At 70.0% G+C, this 14,905-nt stretch carries 15 protein-coding genes; 7 read left to right on the top strand and 8 right to left on the bottom strand.

Annotated features, from left to right (window positions below; all coding sequences use genetic code 11):
- The coding region (locus ACYVE7_RS15905) for a DUF3152 domain-containing protein (protein WP_460365474.1) at window positions 1–619 on the top strand (619 nt) is incomplete at its 5' end.
- Window positions 620–691: 72 nt separating this feature from the next.
- The gene (locus ACYVE7_RS15900) at window positions 692–1,105 is read left to right on the top strand and encodes a hypothetical protein (protein ID WP_460365472.1); all 414 of its coding nucleotides are present in this window, start codon (window positions 692–694) and stop codon (window positions 1,103–1,105) included.
- Window positions 1,106–1,154: 49 nt separating this feature from the next.
- On the opposite strand, the gene ACYVE7_RS15895 is transcribed toward ACYVE7_RS15900, so the two are convergent.
- The 4 genes from ACYVE7_RS15895 to ACYVE7_RS15880 form a co-directional block, all read right to left on the bottom strand.
- Window positions 1,155–2,231, bottom strand: a complete 1,077-nt coding sequence (locus ACYVE7_RS15895; protein ID WP_460365471.1) for a mechanosensitive ion channel family protein — start codon at window positions 2,229–2,231, stop codon at window positions 1,155–1,157.
- A gap of 87 nt (window positions 2,232–2,318) precedes the next feature.
- Window positions 2,319–3,833 carry an amidohydrolase family protein gene (locus ACYVE7_RS15890; RefSeq protein ID WP_460365470.1) on the bottom strand — a complete coding sequence of 505 codons (1,515 nt, stop codon included), beginning with the start codon at window positions 3,831–3,833 and terminating at the stop codon, window positions 2,319–2,321.
- A gap of 170 nt (window positions 3,834–4,003) precedes the next feature.
- Window positions 4,004–4,309 carry a DUF6458 family protein gene (locus ACYVE7_RS15885; protein WP_460365469.1) on the bottom strand — a complete coding sequence of 102 codons (306 nt, stop codon included), beginning with the start codon at window positions 4,307–4,309 and terminating at the stop codon, window positions 4,004–4,006.
- A 37-nt stretch (window positions 4,310–4,346) separates the two neighbouring features.
- Complete coding sequence (locus tag ACYVE7_RS15880; RefSeq protein ID WP_460365468.1) at window positions 4,347–4,655, bottom strand: GlsB/YeaQ/YmgE family stress response membrane protein; 309 nt, start codon at window positions 4,653–4,655, stop codon at window positions 4,347–4,349.
- Between the two features lie 230 nt (window positions 4,656–4,885).
- On the opposite strand from ACYVE7_RS15880, the gene ACYVE7_RS15875 reads away from it, so the two are divergent.
- Complete coding sequence (locus tag ACYVE7_RS15875; RefSeq protein WP_460365467.1) at window positions 4,886–5,083, top strand: hypothetical protein; 198 nt, start codon at window positions 4,886–4,888, stop codon at window positions 5,081–5,083.
- Window positions 5,084–5,122: 39 nt separating this feature from the next.
- Window positions 5,123–6,037: a LysR family transcriptional regulator gene (locus ACYVE7_RS15870; protein ID WP_460365475.1), complete on the top strand. Its 915-nt coding sequence runs from the start codon at window positions 5,123–5,125 to the stop codon at window positions 6,035–6,037.
- A 28-nt stretch (window positions 6,038–6,065) separates the two neighbouring features.
- Here the strand turns inward: ACYVE7_RS15870 and ACYVE7_RS15865 are convergent, their stop codons facing one another.
- Together ACYVE7_RS15865 and ACYVE7_RS15860 are read right to left on the bottom strand one after the other, a co-directional pair.
- On the bottom strand, window positions 6,066–7,373 hold the full coding sequence (locus tag ACYVE7_RS15865) for an NAD(P)/FAD-dependent oxidoreductase (protein WP_460365466.1): 1,308 nt from the start codon (window positions 7,371–7,373) through the stop codon (window positions 6,066–6,068).
- A gap of 170 nt (window positions 7,374–7,543) precedes the next feature.
- Window positions 7,544–9,100, bottom strand: a complete 1,557-nt coding sequence (locus tag ACYVE7_RS15860; RefSeq protein WP_460365465.1) for a sugar porter family MFS transporter — start codon at window positions 9,098–9,100, stop codon at window positions 7,544–7,546.
- 97 nt (window positions 9,101–9,197) lie between these two features.
- Here ACYVE7_RS15860 and zwf point away from each other — a divergent pair, with 97 nt between their 5' ends.
- Window positions 9,198–10,610, top strand: coding sequence for a glucose-6-phosphate dehydrogenase (gene zwf / locus ACYVE7_RS15855; RefSeq protein ID WP_460365464.1), 1,413 nt, complete (start codon window positions 9,198–9,200; stop codon window positions 10,608–10,610).
- Window positions 10,611–10,671: 61 nt separating this feature from the next.
- Here zwf and ACYVE7_RS15850 read toward each other — a convergent pair whose 3' ends face one another.
- A complete protein-coding gene (locus tag ACYVE7_RS15850; protein WP_460365462.1) occupies window positions 10,672–11,946 on the bottom strand; it encodes a threonine/serine exporter family protein in 1,275 nt (424 codons plus the stop codon).
- A gap of 73 nt (window positions 11,947–12,019) precedes the next feature.
- On the opposite strand from ACYVE7_RS15850, the gene ACYVE7_RS15845 reads away from it, so the two are divergent.
- A complete protein-coding gene (locus tag ACYVE7_RS15845) occupies window positions 12,020–12,556 on the top strand; it encodes a DUF1269 domain-containing protein (protein WP_460365461.1) in 537 nt (178 codons plus the stop codon).
- Window positions 12,557–12,565: 9 nt separating this feature from the next.
- On the opposite strand, the gene ACYVE7_RS15840 is transcribed toward ACYVE7_RS15845, so the two are convergent.
- Window positions 12,566–13,666 carry a hypothetical protein gene (locus tag ACYVE7_RS15840; RefSeq protein WP_460365460.1) on the bottom strand — a complete coding sequence of 367 codons (1,101 nt, stop codon included), beginning with the start codon at window positions 13,664–13,666 and terminating at the stop codon, window positions 12,566–12,568.
- Window positions 13,667–14,363: 697 nt separating this feature from the next.
- Between ACYVE7_RS15840 and ACYVE7_RS15835 the strand changes: the two genes are divergently transcribed.
- A partial coding sequence (locus tag ACYVE7_RS15835; RefSeq protein ID WP_460365459.1) for an RNA polymerase sigma factor occupies window positions 14,364–14,905 on the top strand: 542 nt, incomplete at its 3' end.

Here is a 14,905-nt window from a genome sequence, read left to right as displayed (position 1 = left end):
CCCGGTCACGCCGAGTCCCACGCCCACCCCGACACCGACCCGCCGCGCGGTGCTCGTCAACGGCAGGGTTCAGCCGCCGGTCGTCGCGGTGCCCGAGGCGGCCTCCGGCCGGTACCGGGTCGTGCGCTCCCCGGCGAAGCCGCCCCCCGGCCGGGACGGGCGGACCGTCCGCTACCTCGTCGAGGTGGAGAAGGGCCTGCCCTTCGACGCCGAGGAGTTCGCCGACTCCGTGCACGCGATCCTCAACGATCCGCGCGGCTGGGGCCATCGGTTCCAGCGGGTGACCGCCGGGCCGGCCGAGATCAGGGTGTCGCTGAGCAGTCCCGAGCTGGCCCGCCGCAAGTGCCTGCCCCTGGACGTCGGGCTGTCGCTGTCCTGCTGGCAGGCGGGCCGGGCCGTGATCAACGCCGATCGGTGGGGGAGCGGCGCACCCAGTTACGGCAAGGACCTGGCGTCCTACCGCGAGTACGTGATCAGCCATGAGGTCGGCCACGGTCTGGGCCGAGGGCATGTCGGCTGCCCGTCGGCCGGTGCGCCCGCGCCCGTCATGGTCCAGCAGACCAAATCCCTGTTCGGTTGCCGTCCCAACCCCTGGCCGCACCGGAAGGCCGAGCACTGACCGGACGGTCACAGGGCAAGGCTTGACCCGTCGATGGCTTCTGCCCGCCGGGCGACCGGGAACGTGAGGGATATGACCAAATATGTCCGCACGTTCCGATGGGCGGCCGTCACGGCCCTGGCGCTCGGCGTCACGGCCGGAACCCTCACCGGATCCGCTTCCGCAGCAGACCCGGCGGACGCTTTGATCACCTCGGCGCCCGGCGCCCCGTGCGCGCTCACCATCACCCTCACCATCGGCGGGACGGCCCGCGACCCGCTGACCGTCGAAGGGACCGTCGCCCCCGACGGGCAGCGCTGCGGCCATCTGCCCGCAGGGCTCACCAGCGCCCTGACCGGCATCCTCAGCACCGTCATGGGCGGCAACACCAAGGCCCGCGACTTCTTCGGCCGCGGTCTCGTCCCCTGCTCCACCGACCGCACCTTCGGCAGCGCCGAGAACAACATCAACTTCGTCACCGACTGCACGGAGGCGATCCCCTCCTGAGCTGGGCCGAGGGCGACCGCGGAGAGCTCGTCCGGATCACGGGGGCGGGTCAGCTCGGGTGGCGGGGGCGGACCAGGCCGTCGGAGGGTCGGGGGATCCGCGGATCGGCCAGCGTGAGGACACGTGACGGCAGCGGGATCTCGATGCCCTCGGCGCGGAAGCGCGCGTGCAGGCGTTTGATGAACTCGTGCTTGAGGAGGAACTGGTCGTTGAACTCGCGCGTCCGCAGCACGACGAGGAAGTCGATGCTCGACTCGCCGAACGTGTGGAACCGCATCAGCGCCTCCGCGCCCGGCACCCCGCCCTCGACGTGGTCCATCACCTCACGGCACACCTCCAGCGTCACCTGTTCGACGCGGGCGAGATCACCGTGGTAGCCGACCTTGGCGTGGACGAGCAGGTCCATCTCCTGCGCCGGCTGGTGGTAGTTGGTGAGGATCGCGGCGGCGAACCCGGCGTTGGGGACGATGACCAGGTTGTCCTCGATGGTGCGGATCGTGGTCTTCCGCCAGTTGATGTCGACGACGTTGCCCGCCTCGCCGGTCTCCAGCTTGATGAAGTCGCCGGGCACGATGGTCCGGGAGGCGAGGATGTGGACCCCGGCGAACAGATTGGCGAGGGTGTCCTGCAGGGCGAGCGCCACCGCCAGCCCGCCCACCCCCAGTGCGGTGATGATCGGGGTGACCGAGACGCCGACGCTCTGCAGCAGCACCAGCGTGCCGACCACCAGGACGACCGCTCGGGTGATGTTGGCGAAGATGGTGACCGACTGGGCGACGCCCGACCGCGCCACCGCGATCGAGCTGACGGCCCCCGCCGCCAGCCGCGCGCCCGCCAGCGACACCGCGAAGATCAGCACGGCCAGCAGGACCTGCCCGACGGTCGTCCTGGTCTCGGCGGGGACCCGCAGGTACAGGACGGCCGCCCAGCTTCCGCCGATCAGCCCCGCGATCAGGGCCAGATCGCACAGCAGCCGGGTGACCAGGTCGTCCCACGCCCACAGGGTTCCCGCCGCGATCACCGCGAGCCGCCGCATGACCAGCCGCAGCAGCACTCCCGCCCCGGCCACGCCGACGGCCAGCCCCACGGCCACCAGCACCCGCTCCCACGCCAATGTCCCGGGCACCGCCCTCCATCCCTGCACCAATGCTCAACGCATCGTAACTCTCCGATCATCGGTGTGTAATCACTTCATCGCGGACCGTGGGCCCGGTCAGGCCGGCGGCTGGTAGGAGACGGCGCGCTGCCACATCTGCAGGTAGGCTTCGGCGCCGTTGGCGAGGTCGTCGATGAGCTCGGGCCCGCCGACGGCCTGCAGGTCCTTCGTCCAGTCGGGGACCAGCCCGTAGTGGGCGACGCCCTCGGTGTTGAAGTCCCAGAACCGGGTGCCGGTGTGGGCCTTGCCGAGCGTCACCGACGGGTCGAACGGCGAGGTGAAGGGGTAGGCGACCTGGCTGCCGGGACGCGGCCCTGGCAGCGGGCCGAGCCCGTTGGCGTCCAGGCCGTACCCGTAGCCGTAGGCGAAGCGGGGGTCGCGCAGCGCCTTGTCGTGCTTCCAGCCGGCGGTGAAGGAGTCCGCGGGGCTCGCGTAGGCGGTGACCATGCCGCCGAGCCGGTAGATGCGGCTGAGGTAGCTGTTGTCGGTCCAGGAGTGCCCGGAGATGACGCCGGAGTAGCCGCCGCGCTCCAGGATCGCGAGGGTCTCGTCGGCGGCCTTGACGCTCATATGGTCGACCTCGACGATCATGCCGCGTTTCATCATCCCCTGGACGGTGTAGGCGCCCAGCGGGGTGAGGCCGTTGAGGTTGCAGTGCGGGGCCTTGAGGAACACCGACGGGATGGTGTTGTCGTGGGCGGCCCCCTTGCAGGTCTGCGCCTGCCAGTTATGCCCGGAACTGAGGATGTTGCCCATGTTGAGGACCGCGCCGATGGCTCCGCCGTCGAACCGGACCCCGCACAGCGCGTTGTCGAACTTGTGGCACAGGAACAGCGAGCTGACGCCCAGCGCCTTCACCTCGTCGAGCCCCTTGTCGATCTGTGCGCGGGTGCAGCCGGGCAGGATCGCGCTGCCCCTGCACCCGAACAGCTCGGACGTCTCGATGCCCAGGACGACCGCCAGCTTGCCCTGCCCGATGATGCTCCGCGCCTCGGCCGGGGTCCGTGCCACCCGGAACCAGCCCTTGCCGGGGCCGCCGGACTTCTGGTCGATGTAGTCCTGGAGCTCGTAGGTGCGTTTCGCCTGGACGCGGATCGCGGTCATCTCCTCGCACGGGTCCTTCTTCAGCGGGTAGACCTCGCACAGGATCCGGTTGGTGACGAGCTGGTTGACCAGGATCCGCTGCCCGGCCCGCCAGGAGCGCTCCAGCCATTCGTAGTAGGTCTGGTTGTGGGTGAGGGAGTTGTGGGCGGGCCAGTCCTTGAAGGTCGGGTAGCCGGTGGTCTCGTGTGCGCCGAACGGGGTGCCGTCGCTGGTGAGGTTCTCGAACCAGGCCCAGGCGCCGTCGGAGCCGTGGTCGTCGCAGTCCTTCAGCGCCTGTTCGATTCCGGCGGGGTGGAAGGTGCGGCCGCAGAAGGCGCGGCCGCCGAACCCGTCGGCCGACATCAGATGGGAGTGAGCGTCCAGGTAGCCCCGCACGGGGGCGGGCGCCGGCTCGGGCCGGGCGCTACCGGCCGTCAGCAGGGTGAGCAGCAGAGTCGACAGGACGACGATCGCGGAGCGCAGGAGCATGGGGGACCTCCGGGATGAAACGGTTCCAGGAGTGTCCTTCCCGCAGAGAAACATGAATAGAGCTCATGTGCATACTCTTCTGCGAAACCCCGATGTTCGGTGCGGGTCGCGCCCGATCGGCCCCGTGCGGCGGGCGCCGCACGGGGCCGATCCGGATCAGTCGCGTCCGATCAGTCGCGTCGCGGCCTGATCCAGCGGCGCGGGGGGCGCGGCAGCCGCCGCTCGTCCTGCGGGGTGGGGTCGTAGCGGGGGAGTTCCTCGGTGTAAGGCTGCTCTTCCTCCTCGAGGGTGCGGACGGTGCGCAGACCGCCGGGACGCCGCCGCGACAGCAGGATCGGGATGAGGATCGCGGCGGCGCCGGCCAGGATCAGGATGAGGCCGACGACGCCGAGATCGATGCCCCGTACCGACCCGGTCAGCGCGAACGCGAGGATCGCGCCGATCGCGATGAGGGAGATTCCGCCGGCGAACGGCATCAGGCACCGCCCGTCGCCGGTCCCGGGCCGGCGGTGCTCACCTGCGGCCGGACCCGCGGCCGAAGCTGCGTCCGCGCGGCCTGTTCCCGCCCCGCCCGGTGAACAGGCTGTAGGCGACGAGCAGGACCGCCGCGCCGAGGATCGCGGTGACCCAGGTGGTCAGGTCGAAGAACCCCTGCGTGCCGTCGACGTCGAACAACTGGGTGGCCAGGAAGCCGCCGAGCAGCGCACCGGCGATCCCAATGAGAGTAGTGATGATCATTCCTTGGGGGTCCCTGCCGGGGACCAGTGCTTTGGCGATCATCCCGGCGAGGAAGCCGAGGATGATCCAGGCGATGACGCCCATGACCGACTCCTTGAAGTGGGGTACTCGTTCACCCTGAGTCGACCGCGAACCGGCCCGGGCGGAAACAGGCGATTACGGAAGGACCCATCTCGCCAGCCGATCAGCCCCCGCCCGGCGGGTGATCGGCTGGCGAGATGGGTTCTGCTCGGACCGCCGGTGTCCGGCAGAGTCCCGGACCGGTTGGCTGAAAGCGGACTGCCAGCCGGCAGCCGACTCCGTCGGAGGCACCCATGCGTTTCGGATCCATCTTCATCATCGTCTGGCTCGTCATCGGTCTCGTGGCCGCCGGCCAGCGCGGCTATTTCAGCGGCGACGACACCGACTGCTCCAAGGCGAGCACCGTCGCCGTCACGGTCCTGGCAGGGCCGCTCAACTATGTGGGCGTCAACCCGAAGGTGACCTGTAAGGAAGTGCAGCCCAGCAAGTAGGATCACCACTCGGCCCCTTCACTGAGCGGGGTGAGCGGTATGGAGCTGCGTCAGCTCCGTTATTTCGTGAGCCTGTCCGAAGAACTCCATTTCGGGCGGGCCGCGGCCCGGGAGCACATCGTCCAGTCGGCCCTGAGCCAGCAGATCCAGCGGCTGGAACGCGAGGTCGGCGTCAGCCTCGTCGAGCGCAGCACCCACCACGTCGCGCTGACCGCGGCGGGGGCGCTGTTCCTGGTGGAGGCGCGGCAGATCCTCGCGCAGGTCGAACGCGCCACCGCGGTGGCACGGAACGCCGCCAGCGCGGCGCCGACCCTGCGCGTCGGGATCATCGACTCCAGTTATGACTCGATGCCGCAGATCCTGCACGAGGTCCAGGCCCGCTACCCCGATCTGATCATCCATCAGGTCGAGGCGGGGGTGCCCGAGCAGTTCCAGCAGCTCGTCGACGGCCGGCTCGACGTCGGCATCGGCCGGGCCGCGCTCGCCCCGCCGCAGATCACCTCGCACCTGTTCCGGCAGGACCCGCTGGGCGTCCTGGTGCCCAGCGGCCACCGGTTCGCGGCGATGACCGCCGTCCCGGCCGCCGAGCTGGCGCAGGAGCCGCTGCTGCTGGCAGAAGAGATGCGGGCGCCGGAGTTCAACCAGTTCACCGTCGAGGTGTGCCGGACGGCCGGATTCACCCCGAACGTGTATCCGGGCACCGTCGAGAGCATCCGGGCGGCCGCCGACCTCGTCGTCCAGGGACGCTGCCTGTACTGCGTGCCGTCGTCGTGCATCTCGGCGCTGCCCGGCACGATCTGGCGGCCGCTCACCGAACCGGCGTCGTCCTACCCGTGGTCGCTGCTGTGGCGGGCCGACGAGCGGTCCGACCATGTGCGGGCGATCCTGGACTGCGCGCGGGTGATGTCGGAACGGCTCGGCTGGCTCACCACCGCCGACCTCAGCCGCGGCTGAGTCGCCGCGACCGCATCACGCGATTTGGTCACCGCAGCCGGGGGACCTCCGGCGAGGACGTCTCCAGCGGAACCTGCGGGGAGCGGACCAGCCCGAGCTGGACGCTCTGCCGGGGAAGCAGCGCGTCGGTGAGCCAGTCCAGCGCCGTCCGCAGCCGGTTGCCCGGCAGTGACAGCAGATGGTAGCCGCGGGTGACGGCCTTGGCGGGCAGCCCCGACAGCGGGATGTGGAGCGGATCGGCCGCCGCCTGCGCTCCGCCGAGGTCGACGGCGAACCCGAGATCGTGGTGGCGGTAGGGGCGGGCGGTGCCGTGCCCGTAGAGCGCGGCGATGTTGCGGGCGGCCCTGTCCCCCTGCCGGACGGCGTGCTGCGCGGTCATCGCGGTGATCTCTCCCGGCCTGGTCAGGTCGGGGACGGCGGCGGCGTCACCGCACGCCCAGATCCGCTCCTGCCCGGGGACGCGCAGATACTGGTCGACGACCAGCCTGCCCTGGACGGTCTCCAGGCCGAGACCGTCGACCAGCGGGTCGGGCCGCACCCCCACACACCACACCACGGTCCTGGTCGCGACGGTCGTGCCGTCGGCGAGCTGGACGCCGTCGGCGGTGGCCTCCTCGATCGGCACGCCCATCCGCACCTCGACGCCGCGCCGGCGCAGCACCCGGTCGGCGGTGCGCGACAGCCGCTCGCCGAGCCCGGGCAGCACCCGTGACGCGGAGTCGGCGAGCAGCCAGCGCGGCTCACATCCCGCCAGCCGCGGATGATCGCGGATCAGGCTCTGGGTGAACAGGACGCCGTGCGCGGCGACCTCGGTGCCGGTGTAGCCCGCGCCGACGACCACGAAGGTCAGGCGCGCCGCCCGTTCGGCGTCGTCGTCGGCGGCGTCGGCCAGTTCGATCTGCCGGATCAGATGGTCGCGCAGGTAGAGCGCCTCGGGCAGGCCGCGGAACCCGTGCGCGTGCTCGGCGACCCCCGGAACGGGCAGCAGTTTGTGGACGCTGCCCACCGACAGCAGGAGCTGGTCGTAGCCGAGCTCGCCCCGCTGCCCCTCGGGATCGGCGTACCGCACGCACTGCTTGTCGGTGTCGATCTCGTCGACCTCGCCCAGGACGAGCCGCACCCCCGGCAGGGTCGCGGGCAGCGACACCGCGATCCGCCGCGGATCGAGCACCCCGGCCGCCACCTCGGGCAGCAGCGGCAGGTACAGCGAGTAGTCCGTGGGGTTCACCAGCACGATCTCGGCCTGTTCTCCGGCCAGCCGCCGCAGTGTCCGCGCCGCCCGGTACCCCGCGAACCCCGCTCCGACGATCACTATCCGCACGCGACGCGCGCCCATACGACCACCTCCGCGCCGCGCCCTACCCCCGGACCGCCCGTTCTCACCATTTTTCAGGGGGTGTCGGGATCGGCGTAGACGCGTACGCCGACCGGTCCACTGACGAGGGAAAAGGCGGCGGCCGCCTCCGGGTGTCTCCGGAGGCGGCCGCCGCGGGTCGTGCGGTGCGGTCAGGCGCGCTGTTCGATCGCCTTGGCGATCTCGTCGTAGCTTCGGCCCTTGGTCTCGGGCACCCGCTTGACGATGAACAGCAGGGTGACCAGACACATGAAGCCGAACACCCAGAAGGTCTGGCCTTGCCCGATCTTGTCGGACAGGGGCAGGAAGGTCTGGCTGACGAAGAAGTTGGCGAGCCAGTTGACCATGGTGCCGAGGCTGGCGGCCTCGGCGCGCGCCTCCGGCGGGTAGATCTCGGAGTTGAGCGTCCAGAAGATCGGGCCGAGACCCACCGCGAACGCCATGATGTAGCCGGCGGTGGAGGCGAGCGCGGCGATGCTGGAGGCGCTGCCGTGCAGGACCGTGAACGACAGGCCCAGCGGGATCGTCGCGAGCAGCATCATCGACGCCGAGATGATCAGCAGCGGCCGGCGGCCGAGGGTGTCGGTGAGCTTGAGCGCCACCAGCGTCATGATCAGGTTGACCACGCCGATGATCAGCGAGTAGACCAGCGAGTTCGAGGCGTTGAGGCCCGTCTTCTCCATGATCGTCGGCGCGTAGTACATGATCGTGTTGATGCCGGAGAACTGCTGGAGCGCCGCCAGGCCGATACCGATGATCAGGGCGGGCCGGATGACCTTGGAGTGCCACAGGTCGCTGTAGTTCATGCGCTTGGAGGGCTTGTCGCCCTTGTTGCTCATGGACTTCAGGACCCCGTCGACCTCGTTCTGCGGGTAGATCTTGGCGAGGACACCCTTGGCGTCGGCGGCCTTGCCGTTCGTCGCCAGCCACGCCGGGCTCTCCGGCGCGGTGAGCATCCCGAAGACCATCGCCACCGAGGCGATCAGGCCCACCGCGAACATCATGCGCCAGTTGCCCGAGCCGGAGAAGATCAGGTCGACGATGTAGGAGACGAGCAGACCGACCACGACCAGCAACTGGTGGCACGAGGTCAGGAAGCCGCGGATCTGCGCCGGCGCGATCTCCGACAGGTACACCGGGATGATCGCCGACGCCGCGCCGACGCCCGCGCCCAGGATGAACCGGGCCAGCAGCAGGAACCACACGTTCGGCGAGATCGCCGCGAGCAGCAGCCCGACGGTGAAGATCGCGCCGGTGGCGATGAGGGTCTGCTTGCGGCCGATCCGGTCGGCGATGTTCCCCGCGAACGGGGCGGTCGCCGCCGCGCTCAGCAGCAGGACGCTGACGACCGCGCCCTGCATGAAGGAGTTGAGATGGAAGTCGTCGCGGACGAACAGCATCGCGCCGGAGACGACACCGGTGTCGTAACCGAACAGGAAGCTGCCCAGTGTGGCGAAAGCCGCCCACTTGTAAAGCGGCATCTTCGAGAACGAGATGGGCGCCGCTTTGGTACCGGCCGCTTTCGCGCCTGCGGCGTGAGATCCGGACGCATCCGATCCGTCCGATTTTTCGTGGGCCACTCCGGCTACCTCCACATCAGATGGCGTCTTTCCGCCAATCCAGATTCCACACTCTTTCCCGGCGTACCCCTGGTGATCTCCGCCTAGCCGACGAATTCGGTCAATAACCAAAAACCGCCGCTTGGGCATGTTTTTCCTGGTCAGTGTCCGATGCGGGGACGGGTGAGCGGGTAGGGCAGAACCTAGGGAATCGCCGAAAAACGGACTCGGGAAGGGTTCACCTGACATGGGCACACCGCAGAAAGCCGATGCCTTCGTACTGTTCGGCATCACCGGGGACCTCGCCAAGAAGATGCTGTTCCCCGCGCTCTACCGGCTCGCCGAAAACGGAAAACTGGGCATCCCGGTGGTCGGTGTGGCCGTCTCGGACTGGACCGACGCCGATCTCGTCCAGCACGCGCACGCCTCGATCGCCGAGAACCTCAAGGCCGAGGGCGACCAGATCGACGAGCAGGTCTTCGCCGACCTCGCCCAGAACCTGACGATGGTCAACGGCGACTTCAAGGACGGCGCGACCTTCTCCCGGCTGGCCGACAAGCTCAAGGGCGTCGGCTACGCCGCCCACTACCTGGCCGTCCCGCCGTTCCTGTTCACCACGGTCGCCGCAGGGCTCGCGGGCGCGGGTCTCAACACCAACGCACGGCTGGTGGTGGAGAAGCCGTTCGGCCACGACCCCGAATCGGCGGTGAAGCTCGACGCCGATCTCACCCAGTACTTCGCGGAAGAGGACATCTTCCGCGTCGACCACTTCCTGGGCAACGTGCCCATCGAGGGCCTGCAGGCCGCGCGGTTCTCCAACACGCTGCTGTCGGCGATCTGGAACCGGGAGTACGTGGAGAGCGTCCAGATCAACCTGCTGGAGAGCTTCGACGTCGCCGACCGCGGCTCGTTCTACGACCCCGTCGGCTGTATCCGCGACGTGTTCCAGAACCATCTGCTGCAGGTGTTCTCGCTGATCGCGATGGACCCGCCGACCAAGCCGGGCGCCGACGCGCTGCGGCTGGAGAAGTGGCGGGTGCTCAGCGCCACCCGCACCATCGAGCCGTCCGACGCGGTCCGCGGCCAGTACGACGGCTATCTGGACGTCGAGGGCGTCAAGCCGGGCTCCAACACCGAGACCTACATCGCCGCCAAGCTGTACGTCGACAACTGGCGGTGGGAGGGCGTGCCGTTCTACATCCGCAGCGGCAAGTGCCTGGAGGTCACCGACACCGACATGGTGATGCAGCTCCGCCGTCCGCCGGTCGACCTGTTCCCCGGCCGGGACGGCAAGCCGCTGCCCAACCTGCTGCGGTTCCGGTTCGAGCAGCGCACCGGCCTGACCATCGAGATGGTGCTGGAGAACCCCAAGGACGGCGAGCCGGCGATGTCGGTGCCGGTCTCGGTGGACTTCAAGGACTACCTCGGCCGCGAGGAGAAGCCCTACGAGAACATCTTCGAGGGCGCGATCACCGGTGACGGCACGTTCTTCGCCGAGATGCACGCGATCGAGGAGTGCTGGCGCATCGTCAGCAAGATCATCGACTCCAAGGACAAGCCCGAGCCTTACAAGCAGGGCTCGTGGGGTCCGGCGGCGGCCGACAAGCTGACCGCTCCGGATGGCTGGCACAACCCGCCGAAGGACATGCCGCAGGCCTGAACCGGCGACGCGAACGCCCGGCGGGGATTCCCCGCCGGGCGTTCGCGTTCGTGGGCGGTGCTCAGGTGACGGAGCGGCCGCCCGCGGTGGTGCCCAGCACGATCCCGACCCCGATCGCGGCCGTGATGACCAGCACTTCCTGGAACGCGGTGATCGTGGCGCCCTGGTTGCCGTAGCGCAGCAGGGTCGTGGCGAAGGCGGTGCCGGGCAGCAGCACCGCGGCGATCCCGGGAACGGCGACGGCCGTGGCGGGGATCCCGCGCTTCCCGCCGATCCAGGTGGCGGCGAACCCCAGCGCGGTCGCGGCGACCAGCACCGCCAGCGGGGCGGACAGCTCGAGCTGGTCGGTGCAGAGCCGCTTCACCCCCATCGTCAGGACCCCCGCCCCGATCCCGATGGGCACCAGCGCGGGCGTGCCGCCGGCCAGCGCGACGTTGCCCGCCGCGCCGACCGCCGCCACCGCGAACGCCGCGATCAGGGGGAGCTGGTGGAGCTCCACACCGGCGAGGCCCTGCTGCACGATGACGGAGCTGGTGCCGAAGGAGCCCACGATCGCGATCCCGCCGATCAGGCCGAGGAAGGTGCGGACCACGATGACGGCACGGTAGGTCGCGGTGAGCGGGTAGCCGAACACGGCGTCCTCGGTGAGCGACACCACCGACAGGATCGGCAGCATCAGCACCAGGTTGGCGGCGATCGCGACGGTCACCGAGGCGGCCGACATCCCGAGGTCGAAACAGGCCGCGCCCACCGCCATCACCAGGACGGCCTGGCCGACGACGGTGTAGAACGCCTGCAGATGAGTACGGTCGAGGATCTTGCCCGCCCGGTCCACCAGGATCCGCAGACCGGCTGCCAGCGGCAGCCCGGCGACGGGCCCGCCGACCTGGAGGTAGACCGACATGGCCAGGACGATCCCGCCGAGCAGGCGCACCCACTCGGGCATCCGGAACCGGTTCCTGATGCGGCGGTTGAGCTCGCGCATCCCGTCGACCGGGTCGATCCGGCCCCGCACCAGGTCCTCGACGAGCCGGTGGACCACGCACAGCTTGGACAGGTCCCGATCATGGGTGACCGGGTTGACCTGGACGACCGTGTAGGGGACTTTGTTCCGCTGCCGGTACATCAGGTTCAGGGAGCGTCCGCTGGGGTCGACGACCAGACCGCGCAGCCCCAGGCGTCCCGCGACCGCGACGAGGGCCGTGATGATCGCCCGGGTCTCGGAGCCCGCGGTGAACATCTCCTGCCCGAGCCGCGGCAGCAGCCGCATCGCCCGCTCGACCTCGCTGTCTGATGGTTCGCCCGCCACAAGGTCGATCTGCCCGGGGAAACGCAAAGATGATCACGAAAATCCGGCAGGAAAGGCCATCCTGCCTGGTCTTACACCGAAAGCCGGGTAGGACGGGAGCATGGCCGAAACACCTCTGACGATCATCGCGGCGACCTACGACGCGGAGAGCGATGCCATCGCCGACTACGACGCGGCCAAAGAGCTCTACTCCGAATGGAACATCGCGGACAGCTACGACGCCGCGGTGATCGAGAAGGACCCCGACGGCCACGTCAAGATCCTGCAGCGGCACGAGCAGCCGACCCTCCAGGCGGGCGGCACCGGCATGTTCGTGGGTCTGGCCCTCGGCGCGATAGCGGCCCTGTTCCCCGCGGTCGGCCTGGGCGGCGGGCTGCTGGCGGGCGCGGCGGGCGGCGCGATCGTCGGCGCGATCACCGGCCATGTCGTCGCCGGCATCAGCCGTTCCGATCTCAAGGACCTGGGGAAGGCGCTCAACGAGGGCACCTGGGGGATGGTGATCGTGGCCAGCTCGGACGTCTCGGTCCGGCTCGACGGCGCCCTGTCCCACGCGAACCACCTCGTCAACCGGAACCTCGCCTGCGACAGCAAACGCCTCACCCAGGACGTCCAGCAGGCGATCTCCGACGCCGTCTAGCCCGGCCGCCTATCCGTTGGTGATGACGACAGGACGGCGATTGTCGTCGGCCTCGCCCGTCGCCCAGAAGACGCCGCTTCCCGGCAGGACGGCGGTGTCGGTGAACCGCAGGTCGCGCAGCCCGGCAGGGGTCCCGCCGGGCACTCGCGCCCATCCGGTGCCGTTCCACCGCAGCACGGCGGTTTCGGCGGCGGGGAATCCCGTCAGCCAGACCGAGCCGTCCCCTCCGGTCAGGAGGTCGCGGAGGTCGTAGAGGTCGCCGGGTTTGGCCAGGCTCTCCCACGCGGCGCCGGTCCAGTGCTTGATCGGTTCCGTTGCGGAACTGGTGAGGGCCCACAGGTCGTCAGGGCCGACCGCGACGGCCCGATCGAACGATTGGTAGGTCTCCGCGCCCGTGGGCACGGCGGGGCCTTCGGTCCAGGTGGTCCCGTCCCAGCGCCAGCTTCCGTAGACGGTGCCGAAGCTCTGCCCGGTCCTTTCCTTGGCGCCGACGGCCCAGGCCCGTCCCGGCTCCGCCGCGGTGATCGCGCTGAGGTGGTTCACGCCGGCGGGCAGGGTCTGCTGCTGCCAGCCGCTTCCCGTCCACCGGAACAGCCCGTATCCGGCGCCGCCGCCGGTGCCCCTGGATCTGGCCCACACGCCGGCGGCGTTCACGTCGACGGTGAAATCACGGTCGCCGAGCTCGCTCGGCACCGCCACCCGGGTGAACGCGCTCTCGTCGAACCGCGCCAGATACGTGCCGGCGCCGACGGCGTGCCCCGCGATCCACACTTCGTTCCCGTCGGCCTCGACGGCGTCCACCTGGCCGCCGCTGGGGAAGCTCCGCAGCGGGTACTCCACCCACCGCGTCCCGTTCCACCGCCGGACGACGGGATTGCCTGCCGTCCACACGAACGTCCCCAACGCGGGCGCGAAGATCGGCAGACTGCCCTGGTATCCGCCCACCCACACGTCACCGGGCCCGGTGGCGTCCACCCGGTTCAGCCCGTTCCTGGGCCAGAGGAACGGCAGCCCCACCTCCCGCCAGTCCCCGTCCGCCGCCACCGCGCCGGGCCCCGGCACCACGACCAGCCCGACCCCGAGCCCCACGACCCCAAGAATCTCCCGCAACCGCATACCCCACTATCTCCCGCACCTCCCCGCCCCCACCACCACCCGACCAACAGAAACCACCCCGAAGAACACGCACCAGCCAACGCTTTCTCCCGTCCCACCGCGGCCTCGACCCGCAACCGGCAAGCCCCGCCCGTCAGTGGACGCTTGACCCGTCCGGTCGAGCGACCCGCGCCGGGCCGGCGTGCCTGGTCCGCCGCTTCGCAGCCGACCCGGTGGGGGGGGGGTTCGGGTGGAGGGCGGGACGTTGTGGCTGCGGACGGGGCCGTTCGGGGGGATCGAGGTTCCGGTGGCGTCGATCGTCGCGGTGCGGAGGGTGGCCGCGGAGGTTCCGGGATTCGGGTTGCGGCGGAGCGCCGAGGAGGAGGCGACGGTGGTGTGTTCGGTGGGTGGGATGAGCTCGTTGCTGCTCGAGCTCGATCCGCCGCTCGCGGTCGCGTTGCGGAAGGGGGCTCCGGTGGAGGCGAGCCGGATTCGGTTCGCCGCTGACGCCCCCGCGGCCGCGGTGAAAGAGCTTCGTGACGCGGGTCGGGACGGCGTGAAGCGGGGTCGGGGATTCGGGGTGAATGCGCTGGTAGGAGGGTGGTTGCGGGGTCATCTATCGGGAGGGGCGCCGCCACGCCGTCGTAAGTGTTGCCTTACGGTGGGTTCTGAGTGTTAAGTGTGTCGGATGGTGCATGTGGCGGGAATTGGGATGCTTTCGGATCAGGAGTTGATCGAGAGCGTCCGCGGCGGAGACGAGAACGCGTCGGCTGAGCTGTTCGTCCGCCATCATTCGTCCGTGCTGGGATACGCGCGCGGGCTGGCGCGTGACGTGCACACCGCCGAGGACCTGACGAGCGAGGCGTTCGCGCGGACTTTCACCGCGCTGCGCGTCGGCAAGGGACCGGCCGAGGCATGCCGGCCCTACCTGTACCGGGTGGTCAGGAACGCGGCCGTCGACTGGGCCAGGACGGGCCGCCGCACCGTCGTCACCGACGAGGTGGCCGCGTGGGCCGACCGTCCGGTCGAGGACGGCACGGACGACATCGACGAGCTCGACGCGCTGATGCGCGCGTTCCGGTCGCTGCCCGACCGGTGGCAGCTCGTGCTCTGGCACACGGTGATCGAGGACGAGCCCGCGCAGCACGTGTCGCGGGTGCTGGGGATCGAGCCGGGCGCCGTCGCGCAGCTCTCGTTCCGGGCGCGGGAGGGGCTGCGTCAGGCGTTCCTCGCGGCGAGCTGCGAGACCCGTCC

The organism is Actinocorallia lasiicapitis, assembly GCF_054778695.1.
The sequence above is the reverse complement of the archived record's forward strand: the minus strand, read 5'-3'. Positions and strand labels throughout refer to the sequence as shown.